At 52.5% G+C, this 15,456-nt stretch carries 9 protein-coding genes; 1 reads left to right on the top strand and 8 read right to left on the bottom strand.

Going from position 1 to position 15,456, the window contains the following annotated elements; translation table 11 throughout:
• Positions 1–336 precede the first annotated feature (336 nt).
• Positions 337–732 carry a copper amine oxidase N-terminal domain-containing protein gene (locus NSU14_RS06930; protein WP_340948907.1) on the bottom strand — a complete coding sequence of 132 codons (396 nt, stop codon included), beginning with the start codon at positions 730–732 and terminating at the stop codon, positions 337–339.
• Between the two features lie 378 nt (positions 733–1,110).
• Here NSU14_RS06930 and NSU14_RS06925 point away from each other — a divergent pair, with 378 nt between their 5' ends.
• On the top strand, positions 1,111–6,696 hold the full coding sequence (locus NSU14_RS06925) for a CBM35 domain-containing protein (RefSeq protein ID WP_340943732.1): 5,586 nt from the start codon (positions 1,111–1,113) through the stop codon (positions 6,694–6,696).
• Positions 6,697–7,066: 370 nt separating this feature from the next.
• On the opposite strand, the gene NSU14_RS06920 is transcribed toward NSU14_RS06925, so the two are convergent.
• From NSU14_RS06920 to NSU14_RS06890, 7 genes are all read right to left on the bottom strand, one after another.
• Positions 7,067–7,999, bottom strand: a complete 933-nt coding sequence (locus NSU14_RS06920; protein ID WP_336103406.1) for an IS3 family transposase — start codon at positions 7,997–7,999, stop codon at positions 7,067–7,069.
• A gap of 5 nt (positions 8,000–8,004) precedes the next feature.
• On the bottom strand, positions 8,005–8,319 hold the full coding sequence (locus NSU14_RS06915; RefSeq protein WP_052421685.1) for a helix-turn-helix domain-containing protein: 315 nt from the start codon (positions 8,317–8,319) through the stop codon (positions 8,005–8,007).
• Positions 8,320–9,186: 867 nt separating this feature from the next.
• Positions 9,187–10,533 carry a DUF4432 family protein gene (locus NSU14_RS06910; protein ID WP_340943730.1) on the bottom strand — a complete coding sequence of 449 codons (1,347 nt, stop codon included), beginning with the start codon at positions 10,531–10,533 and terminating at the stop codon, positions 9,187–9,189.
• Complete coding sequence (gene pgmB / locus NSU14_RS06905) at positions 10,526–11,233, bottom strand: beta-phosphoglucomutase (RefSeq protein WP_340943728.1); 708 nt, start codon at positions 11,231–11,233, stop codon at positions 10,526–10,528. The genes NSU14_RS06910 and pgmB overlap by 8 nt, the downstream gene beginning before the upstream one ends.
• A complete protein-coding gene (locus NSU14_RS06900) occupies positions 11,211–13,469 on the bottom strand; it encodes a glycoside hydrolase family 65 protein (RefSeq protein ID WP_340943725.1) in 2,259 nt (752 codons plus the stop codon). The genes pgmB and NSU14_RS06900 overlap by 23 nt, the downstream gene beginning before the upstream one ends.
• A gap of 52 nt (positions 13,470–13,521) precedes the next feature.
• Positions 13,522–14,346 carry a carbohydrate ABC transporter permease gene (locus tag NSU14_RS06895; protein WP_039308352.1) on the bottom strand — a complete coding sequence of 275 codons (825 nt, stop codon included), beginning with the start codon at positions 14,344–14,346 and terminating at the stop codon, positions 13,522–13,524.
• A 20-nt stretch (positions 14,347–14,366) separates the two neighbouring features.
• Positions 14,367–15,242, bottom strand: coding sequence for a carbohydrate ABC transporter permease (locus NSU14_RS06890; RefSeq protein ID WP_042138964.1), 876 nt, complete (start codon positions 15,240–15,242; stop codon positions 14,367–14,369).
• Between the last annotated feature and the right edge of the window lie 214 nt (positions 15,243–15,456).

Raw genomic sequence — 15,456 nt, 5'->3', positions numbered from 1 at the left:
TACTACACAAGTTCATTTTTGAACACTATATTCCCCTTTTTTGCCTACCTAGCAGAAATTATATCAGAGCATTTGAAGCAATGAATGACATAAAAATAACATTATTTATGAAAAAAGTTAACTTTATGTTATCTAAATCAGAAACAACAATTATTGCGTTAATCCCATAACCTCAATACAAGAACAGATTGACTCGATATAATAACAATCATGCCTAACCCGAACAACAGACCGCTAATTGTATGGGCTGTTGTTCTCCGAGTGATCATGCGGTAGCCCAAAGAGGTCCGTTTCTGCAATCTCACTCATGACTGGACCTCCATAGCTGATGATTAACTATACAATTGTATTACTGATAATTTGCAGGAAACCATTCTTGGCAGCTGTATTGACAGTAATTGTCGGACTTTTGAAATCAACCTGGCAGCCAAAGGCTTCTGAATGAAAAATCGTCACGGTACCGCTGTCCGGTTTCAATTTCACTTGGGTCATGTTCTTGGTAAGAATAATTTCAGAGTTAGTCCCGGCGACCTTGGCTCCCAGATTCTCGCTGATTACACGCAGAGGAACCATCGTATGATTGTTTTTGACCTCGGCGCCCGTATCGTAGGAAATTACAACACCGTCAATCTTAATTTGCAGCTTATCCGCTGCCGCATGGGCATGTGAAGAAGAAACGGAAGAAACCGCTAACCATACTACAACCATCATTCCTGCAAGAGCTTTTTTCACTTTAGCCAACACTTTTTTTATCCGAATCTGGCTTCCAGTCAACTTCATTTTTCTCTCAGTTTTTCCCACTATGATTATACAAGGAATGTAAACATTTGTTGCGTAATTATACAGCGTCAAAATAACATAAGAAAGCTAAAAATATAGCAAGAACACCAGGCTGCTCTCCCCGCTCCTTCTCCGGCTAAGCCAATCCCTCAAAATATCGCAAAACATGATGCGGAAAAACAGTTCCGCTCTTATTTTATAATGGATGCGTAGCGCTGCAATTATTGGTAAGCGGTTTCAAAAAAAGCAGGGTCATATCTTTGCGGAGGAGGGCAAGTGAACATAACTTTTGCCAAAATGATCAGAAATTGCTTAGAAAAGGAGATTACTATGAGGAAAAAAAGCTTAAAGCTGCTCCCCCTGGTGTTGATACTTTCATTACTGCTGTCAGGCATCTCTTACGCGGATGTAACCTCTAATTACGTTAACCCGCTTATGGGCGGTGCTGATCCTACAGTGGCCAGGGCTGCGGACGGTTATTACTATTCTGCATCTTCAGGCGATAATAACATCACCTTAAAGAGGCATGAAACCATTCTCGGCGTATCTACGGCCAAAAGCAAAGTGGTCTGGAAGAAGCCCGATAACTTCGGCTATGTGTGGGGTCCATATGTCTACCGGCTGGACGGCAAGTGGTATCTGTATTTCTCTTCCGGCCCGGAGGACAGCTTCGGATATGGGCATCCAAGCTCCTACGTTCTGGAGAACGCATCACCCGATCCTTTTGAAGGAACCTGGGAGCTGAAGGGCGAATCTGCCAATGAAGACAGCGACGGCCAGGTTACGGTCAAGCAGGGACTGCTGAACACGGAAGGCTACGGTTTGGCCTGCGGCGTGGTTACGATTAAAGGGGAACCCTACTTCACCTATACCAAATACTATTATTTCGAGGTCCCGCAGAACCCTGAGAATACGAAATTCGATGAAAGTCCGACGATTGTCAAAATGAAGAACCCGTGGACCCTGGAGGGCCCGGAAGGTACGGTGGCCAAACCGGAATATGATTGGGAAAAGAAAAACGATAATATCAACGAAGGCGCTGCGGTAGTCGAGAGAAACGGTAAAATTTATTTTGCCTACTCGGCCAGCAGCTTTATGAATGATAACTATGCAGTTGGCGTATCCGTTGCGGAAGCATCCTCGGATGTGATGAATGCGGATTCATGGGTCAAATATCCTGAGCCTGTGATGAAAAGATCGGATGAGAACAGCTCGTATGGCCCCGGCTCTCCCCTGTTCCTGAAGTCCGAAGACGACAGCGAGGATTGGATTCTGTATCACGGCATACCGACCCACGGGCAAGGCGGCGGGAACCGAGGTATAAGAGCGCAGCGGATTCACTGGGATGATGATGATTTCATCAATCTTGGCATTCCTTCCAACCCCGGCACAGTCCTGAACAGACCTTCCGGAGAAGAGCGAAGCGAAATCTATGAAGCCGAGGAGGCAAAGCTGTCGGGAGTAGCGAGAATCCCCGGAGGAACCGCTTATGCTTCGGGCGGCGTATACCAAAAATACAATAACAGCAGCACTAATGACTATATAGAATTTACAGTTAACACTACTGCTGGCGGGACCTACTCGCTGGATTTCAGATACAACAATAACACGGCGAATCCGGTTACCATGAAATTAGGCGTTAATGGGGGAGCAACCCGCGATCTTTCCTTCCCTTCGAATGCCGGATTTGAGGCGAATTTCGATCTGAAATCCGTTTATAACCTTCAGCTTAACGCCGGAAGCAACACAATCCGCCTGTCCGGCAAGAGTGCTTTGGCTCTGGATGCCATGATTATCAAGCGCAGCACCTTGTATGAAGCAGAAAATGCCGTGCTGTCCGGAAATGCAAAGGTTGATGCAGATCATCCGGGTTACAGCGGAACGGGATTTGCCGGAGGGCTCTGGACCTCTAGCTCTGCAGTTTCCTTCAAAGTAAATGCCGCTGCTGCCGGCAGCTATTCGGTTAAGCTGGGCTACAGCCTGGGATTCAACGATGACCGGACGCTGACTATGTATGTGAACGGGCAAAAGATTAAGCAGGTCGATTTCTTCAGCCTAAAAAGCTGGGACCGCTGGGCCGACCGCTATGACAATATTTTCCTTCAAGAAGGGGAAAATACAATCACTTATAAATATGACGAAGGCGACACCGGCAACGTCAATCTGGACTTTATAACAGTGACCGAAGCCACAACCTGGCATTATGGAGCTGAAGATGCCAAGCTGGCTGGCGGGAACGATGCTGCAGTTGTTTACACCAAAGACGGCAATCTGGGAACCGGTTATGTCACCGGGCTGTCCAAAGCGGGCTCGTCCGTGGAGTTTGCGGTAAATGTGGAGAATGCAGCCTCTTATGATGTGAAGCTGAGATATGCCAAAGAAGCAGCAGGCACAACCTATGGCCTGTATTTGAACGGCACGAAGATTAAGAATATTACCCTCCCCTCTACCGGCGGACTTACCGTCTGGAAGGAGCATCTTGACACGTTAAGCCTGAAGGCGGGTAAAAACACTATTACTTATAAGAATGAAACAGGAAACTCCGGCATTCTAAATATGGACAGTATTCATCTTAACAAGCGTACTCCGTGGAGGTATCAGGCCGAGGATGCCACCCGGCAAGGAAGCCTCAAGGTTGTCAGGGATCATTTATGGTATGAAGGCAACGGGTTCGTAGGCGGATTCGAGCAGACCGGGGACACGCTGAAGTTTGAAGTAAATGTCCCTAATACGGCTGACTATACGTCAACTTTGCGTTATTCCGGGGTACAAAGCTCGAATATTACCATGTCGATGATGGTTAACGGACAGAGAATCAAGCAAGTGTCCTTAACTCCGACAGCGAATTGGGATATCTGGGCTAACAGTACGGAGTCCGTGAACCTCAAAGCCGGCAAGAATACGATTGAATTCATCCGCGAACAGGGAGATACCGGCAGATTCAATGTCGACAGTCTCACGATTGATAAGACGAGCGGCGGATTTATGAGCTCGATTGCGGGCAAGATCATTCCGGAGAAAATGGTCAAAATCCAGCCCAAGCACAGCGGAAAAGCATTGGATGTGGACAGAGTCTCCAGTGATCCGCTGGCGGTGATTAACCAGTGGTCTAACGGTGACGGTAATAATCAGCTGTGGAGATTCCTGGATCTCGGCACAGGCTATTACCAGATTCAGTCGGTTCAAAGCGGCCATGTGCTCGATATTCTTCCCGGTTCAGCGATCCAGCAGCTTTGCCAGAATATCAAAGCTGCTGGAACGATACCGGATACGCAGCAGTGGAAGCTGGAGAAAGACGGAGATTACTACAAGATCATTAACAAAAGCAATAATAAAGTAATCACTGTAGAAGGGGCGTCCAAGAGTGACGGTGCAGCAGTGAGAGTAGCAGATGATCAGGCAAAGGATAACCAGCGGATGAAAATTGAAGTCCGTAACCTCAGCAATAGTGAAATCAGTGCTCTGACCGAGCTGAACGGACGCTATGATATTACTTTTGACGCGAATGGCGGAAGTCCGGGACAGACAGTCGTTCAGGCTGCATACGGCGAACAGTTAACGGCTCCGGCTGTAATGAATAAAGGTTATGTGCTGGAGGGCTGGTACAACGATTCAGAAAAATGGGATTTTGCCAATCAGACCGTGCCGGGAGTAATGACGCTGACGGCGAAATGGAACCAAAAGGCGCCGGAGGTGCAGATTGTCAGTGAAGGCTTGATGCGGGCGGGTTCAGCTGGAGTACTCCGCGCCGCCGGTAAAGGAGAAGGAACCCTGTCCTTCACTTGGTACCTCGACAAGGGCGATGGCTATGGTTATGGTGAGCCGGTCGGTTCGGGCGACAGCCTGACGCTGGCGGCGTTGACGGAAGCGATGAGCGGCTACCGTTATAAGGCGGTTGTGGCAGACGATAGCGGCTTAACCGGCGAGCAGGAATATATATTGCAAGTGCTCCCGGCTGCAGTAGAGTGGATTACCCCTGCCTTCGCGGTAGATTTACCTTCTGACATGGACGCCGTTGAGGGTGAACCCTTGACGCTGCTTGTTAATGCAACAGGTGACGTGGATTCTATTGGCTGGGAAATGAAGCGGCCGGACAGCGGCGATTGGCTGCCGCTAACGAGTGTTACCGGTGCAGTATACCGTTTCACGCCGGGAATGGAAGATAACGGAACACAGTACCGTGTGGTGTTGACCGGCAAAGCGGAGGTGAATCCGGAACGTATCACCGGAACAGAGCTGGTGCTCAAGGTCTATCCGGCACATGAAACACCAGTGGTCCAGTCGTTCACGGCAAGTGTAAATCCGGTAATCGAAGGGGCTTCAGTTACCTTTAACGTTGTAGCCAATTCTGTGTATGGAGAGCTGAGCTACCGCTGGCTGAAGAACGATCTTGTGCTGGACGGTGCGGCCGGGAGCAGTCTGACACTGGATAAGGCTGCTATATCTGATGCGGGGGCATACAAGGTTGAGGTTATGAACACCCGTATGATCGGGGAGTATGCTTATGTGGATGCGGTCCCTACAGAGACGATTGAGCTGACTGTCAGCCGTCGGCAGGTAACACCAACAGATCCTCCGGCGACACCAACGGACCCGCCGGTGACAGCAACAAGTCCGCCGTCATCTACGGCGAAGCCTGCGGCAACACCACAGGCTAACGCAACGCCGAGTCCTTCGGCTGCAGTCATTACTGCCACTCAGCTGAGCAGCCCTGCGGTGAACGGTGTGGTTACAGTGCAGGTAGGTCAAGCGGCTGCGGTTGAGCTTCCGGTGAATGCCGGGACGCTGCTGGGAACCCATTCCCTGCGTGTACAGGGAGACGGAATAGAGCTGGTACTGGCGCCGGAGCTGCTGAAGCAGCTGGCCGAAGCCCTGCCTGCTGGCGGGAGCAGCGGTGCCAAGATTGTGTTGAAGGCGCAGCCTAAGACACTGGATGCTGCGAAGCTGAAGACAGAAGCTGGCGTAGCGCTGGCAGGAAAGCTGATGGATTATGACCTGAGTCTGGTAAGGGCAGACGGGACAGCGCTCTATCTGGAGGATGATTATCCGGTTCCGGTAAGCGTCAGCTGGCCAGCGGATGGACTTGACTCGAGGCTGCTTGGCCTGTACCGTGTGGGCAGTGACGGTACACTCACTTATCTGGGCGGAGCAGCTGAAGCGGGCGGGCTGACGGGACTTCTTGACGGCAGCGGCACATACGCGCTGCTGGAGTATTCCAAGCAATTCAGCGATGTTCCGCTTACACACTGGGCCTTCGAAGCCTTACGTGAGCTGTCTGCGAAACATCTGATCAAGGGAATCTCGGAGCAGGCTTATCAGCCGGGCCGGAATATTACCCGGGCTGAATTCGTGCAGCTGATGGCCGGTGCGCTGCAGCTGGGCGGCAGCGGTAGCAATAGTAGCAACGGCAGCGGGAACGACAGCATGGGCACCAGCGGGAATGGCGACAGCGACACCAGCGGCAACGGCAGCGGGAACGGCGACAGCAGTGGCAGCGGGAACGACAGCAGGAACGGCGGCAGCGGCACCAGCGGCAACATCGACAGCAGTGGCAGCATCGCATTCGCTGATGTTCCGCAAGATGCCTGGTACAGGGATTTTCTATCCGGCATGGTGCAGGCAGGGCTGATTACCGGACGGAGTCCGGTGTCCTTCCAGCCGAATGCAGAGATCAGCCGCGAAGAGATGACTGTCATTCTGATGCGGGCTTATAAGCTCCAGCATGGTGCAATCCCGGCCGCTGTAGACATCACTTCTATGAAGGATGCTGCGGACATCTCCGGCTGGGCAGCGGATCAGGTAGCCGCAGCCGCTTCGCTTGGCTTCGTGAACGGACGGGCGGATGGAACCTTTGCTCCGAAGGCTGCCGCCACCCGTGCAGAAGCTGCGCAGATTCTGCTGAATTATTTGAAATAGGCTTTGCGCGGAAGCGGATATTGCCGGCTCTGCAAGGCATAAACAAGGCGCACCCCCTGGAACTGTATCCGGGGGAGCGCCTTTTGTTTATCCTGCAATTATTCGCCTGTAGTTTCACAGAAGCACATTGTATTCGGTTTTTCGCATACAATCGGTCCTAAACCTTCGCAGCAGCACATTGTATTCTGTTTTTCGCATACAATCGGTCCTGATACCCTCGCAGCAGCACATTGTATTCGGTTTTTCGCATACATTCGGCCCTGACACCTTCGCGGTAGCACATTGTGTTCGGTTTTTCGCATACATTCGGTGCGACCCCCTTATCCCGGAGTCCTCCGTATAAAATCAGTACTTGTTGTAGATATGCTCTTTATTTCGCTTTTTCTCTCGGCCAGAAGAAGCGGGAGCGGTCTTCTAGGGTCAGCACCCACTCTGCAAAGGTAGCTGGCGGCAGGTTACGAAGGCTCGTATGCATTCTGCGATTGTTGTAAAAGTCCATGTACCGGTCCACCGCTTCATAGGCCTCTTCGAACGTTTCGAATGCCTCTTTGCGGAACAAATCCCGATCGATATTACTGTGGAATGATTCAATAAAAGCATTTAAATCCGGCGTTCGAGGCGGAATACGTTCATGGGTCATTTCCCAGCTTTCACACATGTCGCCAAACAGGTGGCTGACGAACTGTGGGCCGTTGTCGGTGCGGATCACAGGGCGAGCGCTGTCAGGGGCGCAGTGATGCTCCATGGCGCGCGCCAGCGTCTGGCAGGCGTGCTTGGCCTCACACGACGATCCCCGGTGGTAGCCGACGATGACACGGGTAAACACATCGATAATGCTCAGGACAAAGAAATGCCGGTCACGTCCCTCCACATACCCGTATTTAATGTCCATCTGCCAGAGCTGGCTCGCTCCTGTAATGACTCGGTTCTCCGGCAGCTTCCGGGGATGCTTAAAGCGCTTCTGACGCTGGGGCTGCAGGATATCCAGCTCCTGACACAGCCGGTAGCTTTTCTTGTGATTGAGCTTCAACCGGTGCTGGTTCCACAAGCACTTGGCCAGGAGTTTGTACCCGTACACGTGCTCTTCTCCAGCGATTAATTCCAGCAGCCATTCCTGGATCTCCTCGTCACTAATCTTTTCCCCAGACTCGTTAAAGGAGTAGCCTGGCTGGGGTCTTCCACGCCCCCCTTGAACGGCCTTTGGGGACAGTGACCTGCGTTTCTTACGGTCGTAGTACGTGGACTCTGCTAGCCCCATGAGACGCAGTACCAAAGCTGCGGTATTCCCCTGCTTAATGAACATGTCGGCTACCTCGATTTTTTCGGATAAGCAGGGGTTGGCTTTTTTAGCAGTTCACGCAGAATCTCAATCTCTAACTCCTTTTCGCCGAGTATCTTGACGGCCTTCTCGTATTTCTGCTCCACTTCCAGGAGGCGCTTCAGTTCCTCCACCTGCTCCTGGGGATACGGATGATCTTGTTCCCCATGGGCCCCTCGGTAATCTCTCACCCACTGATTCACCGTCGCTGGGGTCACCCCATATTTTCGGGCAACCACCGCTGCCTTAATGCCAGACAACACCTCTTGCGCTGCCTTCTCTCTTGTTCCCGTTAAGTGTCCCATTGTGTTCATCCTCCTCCTGTATTCAGTCTACATTTTTATGGGGGAGGACTCCAACTTCATTAGGGGGCTGTGGAGCATTCGGTTCATTTACCCTATCGCTGGCACAATGTATTCGGTTTTTCGCATACAATCGGTCCTAAACCTTCGCAGCAGCACATTGTGTTCGGTTTTTCGCATACAATCGGCCCGGTTACCTTCGCGGTAGCACATTGTGTTCGGTTTTTCGCATACAATCGGCCCTGATACCTTCACGGTAGCACATTGTGTTCGGTTTTTCGCATACATTCGGCCCTGATACCTTCGCTTTAGCACATTGTGTTCGGTTTTTCGCATACATTCGGCCCTGACACCTTCCCAGTAGCACATTGTATTCGGTTTTTCGCATACATTCGGCCCGTTTACCTTCGCGGTAGCACATTGTGTTCGGTTTTTCGCATACATTCGGCACTGATACCTTCGCAGCAGCACATTGTATTCGGTTTTTCGCATACAATCGGTCCTGATACCTTCGCAGCAGCACATTGTATTCGGTTTTTCGCATACATTCGGCCCTGACACCTTCGCAGCAGCACATTGTGTTCGGTTTTTCGCATACATTTGGTCTAGTTACCTTCACGGTAGCACATTGTATTCGGTTTTTCGCATACATTCGGCCCGGTTACCTTCGCGGTAGCACATTGTGTTCGGTTTTTCGCATACATTTGGCCTGCCATATCTCGCAGCAGCTGTCTAAGCAAGTAACCTTTGAGCAGAAGCCGAACCTGGCAGAAACCAAAAAAATAACCAGCCGCCCGAAATCTACCGGCGGCTGGTTATTTCTAGTTTCATTTGAAAGTGAACGGTGTCTGCGCTCCCGGCATACACCCATCACTTTGCTGCGCTACGGATCATGTGCGCAAGGGTTGTGATTTCCTTCGGATCACGCGAAGCCCCGATGATGATCCAGCCGATGCTCTGGCCGCGGGGGCCGATATAGACCACTTCGCCGTCTATCGTTTTTTGCTCCAGTGAATTGGGTCTGGTCTTGCAAGGCTCTAGCGCATACATCCGGTCAGTGACCGCCCGCTTGGCGATTAGTGACCGGGGATAACATTGCAGGGAACGAATGACATAGGCAGCCGTATCCTGCCCGGCGTTCACCAGCATCTCGGCCGTGAGCTGCTCCCCGCCCCCATCTGCGCAATAGTCCCGGACCTGCGGCAGATCCGCAAGCCCCTCTACCGGCTCAGGAACGTATTGATAACAGCGGATCGGGTCCAGCCTGGTTTCGGAATCGTAGACAGCTAACGGGTCCACCTCAGGCGGGGCAGAGTCACGGAGCAGCATTTTTGCGGTGGAGACCGGCAGAATATAACTTCCGCCTCCCGACATATAAGCTCCTGCCAGCTGAATATGGTACCCGTCATCCACTGGCTGCGCAACCTCCGTTAAATTCCGTACCGTGTCTTCCCGGAACAGGTTGGCTGCCCCGTAGCGGGTTACGATCCGGACTGTTTTGGCATACACAGGCAAGGGCCCGTATCCCCTTACCGGAACATTACCCTCCAGGCAGATCTGCTGCTCATCCCAGGTCAGCCGCTCCGATTCCGGCAGCGCCGGGGAATAGGACCCCGTCCCGTGGACGGTTCTTACCTCATCCGGGGTACCGAATATTTCCGGCCCAATGGCAGCCACCGCTGCATAGAAGCCTGAATCCCAGCCCGAATGCTCATTGTCGGATAGATCTACATGATCCGGATGGAGCAGGTACCGCTCTTCACGCTCCCAGCTGATTTTCTCCGCATCCAGCCTAATTTCCCCAATATCCATCCCCCGCTCCAGTATCACGGTAAATACAAGCCTGCCATTGGATATAGTCAAAAGGTGTAGGTGCGAGCCGAAGGAGTCTGTAACAAGCGTCAGGGTGACAAAGCCTCCTCCAGGCAGCACCTGGGGAGTGCCCGGCTTCAGCTGCTCCAGCGTCAATTCGCTTATACGCTGATTGCTATTTTGCTCATCACTGTTCGGCTCATTGCTTATTCGCTGATAGTTCTTTTGCTCGTTGCTATTCGTCTCATCACTTATTCGTTTATTACTTACTCGCCCTTCGCTTATTAGCTCATCGCTTATTCGTTCATCACTTACTCGCCCTTTGCTTATTAGCTCATCGCTTATTCGTTCATCACTTACTCGCCCTTTGCTTATTAGCTCATCACTTTTCCACTCATTACTCATTCGAACAATCCCCCCTTCCGGAGGGACCGTTCAAACCAATGTGGCTAAGCAGGAACACGGGGTCAAGCTGTTCAAAGCTGGCGATGGTAAGGTCGGCGCGGGCAAGCAGTGCCCCGTCTCCGATGCCAACAACCCGCATGCCCGCCCGGATCGCCCCTTCTACACCGGCGGCCGCATCCTCAAAGACAAAACAAGCGGCCGGGGCTACTCCAAGCAGCCTGGCTGCTTGCAGGAACACCTCCGGGTCCGGCTTCGCCCTGCCGATGGTGTTCCCGTCCGCCACTGCGTCGAACAGCGGTCTGATGTTCACTTTCTCCAGAATCAGCGGAGCATTTTTGCTCGCCGAGGCAATCGCTGTTCTGACTCCGCGTGAGCGCAGCAGCCCAAGAAAGCCGCTTACACCGGGTAATACATCACCCGGAGTAAGCGTATCGAGCAGCTCCTTGTACCACTCATTTTTGCGGGAAGCCAGCTCCTCCTTACGTTCCGCCGTCAGATCTGTGATTCCGCCGGAGCGCAGCAGAAGTTCAAGCGATTCCATACGGCTGACGCCCTTCAGCTGCTCATTGGTGCTCTCGCTGAAATCGAAGCCGAGCTCACCGGCTAGACGCTTCCAGGCCTGATAGTGAAATTTCGCGGTATCGACAATGACACCGTCCAGATCAAAGATAGCTGCCTCAAAGGGTTGTGCCCGCAACATAGCCCCTCCCTTCCAGCTTGTGCACTTCATGAGCATCCGGATGAATCGTGATCCGGTAGCGCTCCCCCTGCCAGGCAAGCTGGAAGCTCAGCTCCGTCCAGCCCTTAGGCAGCCGCGGCTCAAGCTTAATGTCCTTGCTCCACATCGCACTCTTCAGACCGGCTAACCCGTATACGATCAGCTGCCACAAGCCGCCGCAATTGGCGATATGAATCCCTTCTGCAGCACCCTTCTTCTCCAGCGAAAGGTCGATAGCCATCACCCGCTGCAGGAAATTCGCCGCCGCTTCCGCCTGATTCAGCCAGGAGGCCACAATGCCGTGAACCGCCACGGACAAGGAGGAATCATGGGTTGTGATCGGCTCATAATAATCATAGGAGGCCTTCAGCTGCTCCCTGGAGAATTCCTGCGGGAACAGCAGCATGAGTTCCAGCACATCCGCCTGCTTAAGCGCCTTGGAGCGGTAATTGCGCTCCTGGGAGATGAAGTGGCCGAAGGGTCTGGATCTGTCAGTCCAGATCCCGGCAAAATCCACATCCGCATAAGAAGCAAAATCGTCAGACTGCGGAACAATTTCCGTCCCGCTGTCATAGGGCAGCCGCAGCTTCTCCGCCGTGTGCCGGAACAGCTCCTGTTCCTCCGGGCGAATACCCAGCCGCTCTACAGCAGCTGCATAGCTGTCCGGTTTGCTGCCTTGCAGGCTGTCCAGACAGGTTACGGTCTGCTCCAGACTGAATTTGACCATGCGGTTGGTGAAGGCATTGTTACGGGTAAAGGGCAGATATTCGTCCGGTCCCATCACGCCGAGCAGCTCGCCCACTCCCTCCCGGTTCCAGTCTACCCGGTCACACCAGTACCGGGCCGTCTCCACCAGAATATCAATGCCGTAGTGCTCCAGGAAATCTTGATCGCCTGTTGCCCGCACATAATGGTAGAGAGCATACACTATATCCGCTGTTATATGAATTTCATGGTCGGCGTACTGCCAGTTGGCACATTGCTCATCCCCGCTTAACGATGACTCCCAGGCATACCTTGCTCCCCGGTAGCCATAACTCTGCGCATTGCGTCTGGCTCCGTCCAGTGTATTGTAGCGGAACAGAAGCAGATTGCGGGCCGCCTGCGGGTTGGTGTGCAGGTAAAAGGGCAGCAGGTTGATCTCCGTGTCCCAGAAATACCGTCCGAAATAGGCCTCACCGGCATACCCCTTGGCACAAATCGCCACCCGGGCATCCTCCGGTGCATTGGCACGAAACAGATGATAGAGTGAAGCGCGGACATTTAATTGCGCCAGATCATCTCCCTTGATGAGGATATCGGCCCCCTGCCACTTGCTCTTCCAGCAAGCTGCATGCCGTTCATACAACTGGTCCCAGCCTATCTCACGTGCACGGCTAAGCTGCGCAAGCGCTCTGCTGCCTGCTTCGCCTTCCTCCATATCCCGGTCCGTGGTCACCGCCGTCAGCTTGCTGACAGTCAGCCGGTCCCCGGTCTGCACAGCGAATTCACCCCGGAGCGCAGCCGTCACCTGACTATTCTCCTCCTGCCAGATCACCGCTTCAGAGGCTTCCAGCGCAGAGTGCATGAAGATCCGGTTCCCCTGTTCCGTCAGCGTTTCAAGCGACAGGCAACCCCCAACTTCCGCCGTGGGAACTACACTATCAAAATGATTCATCCCATTGGTGCGTACATCTCCCCGGAGAGAAGCAGCAGCCTCCAGCCTGCCTTCGCCTGCCAGCACCTCAACCTGTATGCGCTGGATACACAGATGGGTATCCGCCATACTGATGTAGCGCTCGAAGGTGCACTGTAGCTGCATGCCCTCTGCTGTCTCCCAGATCAATGTACGATGAAGGCTTCCATCGCGCAGATCCAGCCAGCGTCTGTAGCCGCTGATCCGGGAGCGGTCCATATCCAGGCTCTCGCCTGCAGAGCGCAATTCAAGCCCCAGCATATAAGGAAGATTAACAATCTCCTCCTTCAGCAGCGGATGCCGGGCGACAATGCCCGGGATGAATGTCCCCTGCTTGGACTTCGGATGCCGCGGCTTCTCCAGCGTGACGTTATCCGGAAAACGCAGATATTCCTCATCCTGAGGGGCATCGCTGCATCCCTCTTCAAAGCTTCCACGGGCATGCATATAGCCGTTCCCCTGGGTAAACAGCCCCTCATAATGCTTATGCAGTCCGGCCTCATACCCGTTTTCTTTCAGGCACCACAGGTGTTCCTCATTCATCTGCAACCCCTCAATTCTCCGGTATCTTTCCATGGCGTTCCCGTCAACTCCGTCATCCCTTGACCGCTCCCGCAGCAAGTCCGGATACTACCTGCTCCTGCAGCAGGATATAGACTACAATACTCGGAATGATGACGACCATCGTAGCGGCAAACATGACGCCGTAATCACTGGCAAACTGGCTTTTGAAATAATAGAGCGCCAGCGGCAGGGTCCGGCTCTGATTGCCTGTCGTCAGAATGATCGCGAATTGAAATTCATTCCAGCAGAGCAGGAACTGCATGACTCCCGCCGTGCCGAAGCCCGGCTTCGAGATCGGCAGTATAATCCGGAAGAAGGTCTGAATGAAGCTGGCACCATCCAGGTAAGCTGATTCCTCCATCTCCTTGGGTATCGTCAGGAAGTAGCTGGATAGAATGTAGAGCGAGACCGGCAACCCAAAGCCGGTATAGACAATAATAAGTCCGATCAGCTTGTCATATAGCCCGAGCGCGTTAACTGTTAAGTACAGCGGCTGCAGCATCGCAGCGCCGGGAATCAGCAGCGAGAGGGAGAAGGCTCCCATCAGCAGCTTTTTACCGCGGAATTGAAAGCGCGCCAGTACATAAGCTGCCATTCCGAGCAGAAGCAGATTGAGCAGTGTTCCAAAAATCCCTACAATTACACTGTTGATGTAGAACCGGGAAATCGGCGCGATCTGGAAGGCCTTCGTGTAATTGGAGAAGCGGAAGCTGCTTGGCCAGCCGAGGGAATTGCTCAGAATCTCGGCATTCGTCTTAAACGATGCCAGCAGCACCCACAGGAACGGACCCAGCGACAACAGGACAATCAGGATTACAAATCCATACTTAAGTACACCCAAACTTTTTTTCAACATTCTCACCCCATCCGCTCCATTCAGTTTTGGGAGCTGCCTATTCTGAACAGATTTCGGCATAGCAGGACAAAGATCAAGCCAAAGCCGATTAGGAAAACGCCCACTGAGTTGGAATAACCGAAGTTATTGTCCATGAGAGCGGTTTTGTAAATGTAAATGGGTAAATTCATCGTTTGATTGCCGGGTCCGCCGCCTGTTGTCATTAGAATAATATCCATCTTCTGCAGCATGCTTGTTCCCGACAGAATCACGCAGGTCCCGATAATGTTGCGCAGCATAGGAATGATGATGTACAGGTTGATCTTGAAATTGCTGGCCCCGTCGATACGTGCCGATTCGAACAGACTTTCCGGAATGGCCGCAATCTCGGCCAGAATGAGAATCGTGACGACTGCCGCATACGGCAGCCAGGTCATCGTAACGGATAGAAAAGCCGTGGCATAATCCATGAACCAGTTCTGGGAGTAATCCGCATTGCCGAATAAACGGACGATACTGTTCACCGCACCGAATTCAGGATTGAGCATGCACAGGAACAGCATACCTACGGCTGCACCCGAGATAATATTAGGAAACATGTACACCGTGCGGGCAAACTTCCAGTAGAATTCCTTCATACTGAGAATAACCGCGAACAGGGTGCCGATGGCCACGTGGACCGTAGATTGCAGCACGACCCAGATCCCCGTATTCAGTGCGCTTTGGCGAAAATCGGCATCGTCCGTGAACAGCCTGATATAGTTAGCGAGACCGATGAACACCGGGCTGCGTCCGGCCGACCATTCCGTAAAGGATGTGCCGAACAGAATGACAAGTGAGACGGCATAGACAATAATAAACAATGCTACAGTCGGTAGCAGGAAAAGCGTGATATACCCTCTATTTTTCCTAACCATCCATATGGTCCTCCCCAATCCTCAGCTGCATAGAGTGAATTTAAGAATTTAACAATATAGTTTGAACTTGAATTTTTGGAAAAGGAATACTCGCCACTACGGTGAGTTTTGGACTTCCGGCCGCTGCCCGCCCCCAGATTTCTTGATTCTATTACCGCTGCTAGCGGTAGAAATCCGGTGACTGCTTATGCTTCCTGAGTGAGCTTTCCTTCGG

The sequence above is a fragment of the Paenibacillus sp. FSL R10-2771 genome, assembly GCF_038000205.1.
In the GTDB taxonomy this organism is placed as follows: Bacteria; Bacillota; Bacilli; order Paenibacillales; family Paenibacillaceae; genus Paenibacillus_AQ; species Paenibacillus_AQ phytohabitans.
The sequence above is the reverse complement of the archived record's forward strand: the minus strand, read 5'-3'. Positions and strand labels throughout refer to the sequence as shown.

Coding starts and splice junctions, on each gene's coding strand:
- NSU14_RS06925 (WP_340943732.1), top strand. CDS start 1,111: ATGAGGAAAAAAAGCTTAAAGCTGCTCCCCCTGGTGTTGATACTTTCA.
- NSU14_RS06920 (WP_336103406.1), bottom strand. CDS start 7,999: ATGTTCATTAAGCAGGGGAATACCGCAGCTTTGGTACTGCGTCTCATG.
- NSU14_RS06915 (WP_052421685.1), bottom strand. CDS start 8,319: ATGGGACACTTAACGGGAACAAGAGAGAAGGCAGCGCAAGAGGTGTTG.
- NSU14_RS06910 (WP_340943730.1), bottom strand. CDS start 10,533: ATGAGTAATGAGTGGAAAAGTGATGAGCTAATAAGCAAAGGGCGAGTA.
- pgmB (WP_340943728.1), bottom strand. CDS start 11,233: ATGTTGCGGGCACAACCCTTTGAGGCAGCTATCTTTGATCTGGACGGT.
- NSU14_RS06900 (WP_340943725.1), bottom strand. CDS start 13,469: ATGAATGAGGAACACCTGTGGTGCCTGAAAGAAAACGGGTATGAGGCC.
- NSU14_RS06895 (WP_039308352.1), bottom strand. CDS start 14,346: ATGTTGAAAAAAAGTTTGGGTGTACTTAAGTATGGATTTGTAATCCTG.
- NSU14_RS06890 (WP_042138964.1), bottom strand. CDS start 15,242: ATGGTTAGGAAAAATAGAGGGTATATCACGCTTTTCCTGCTACCGACT.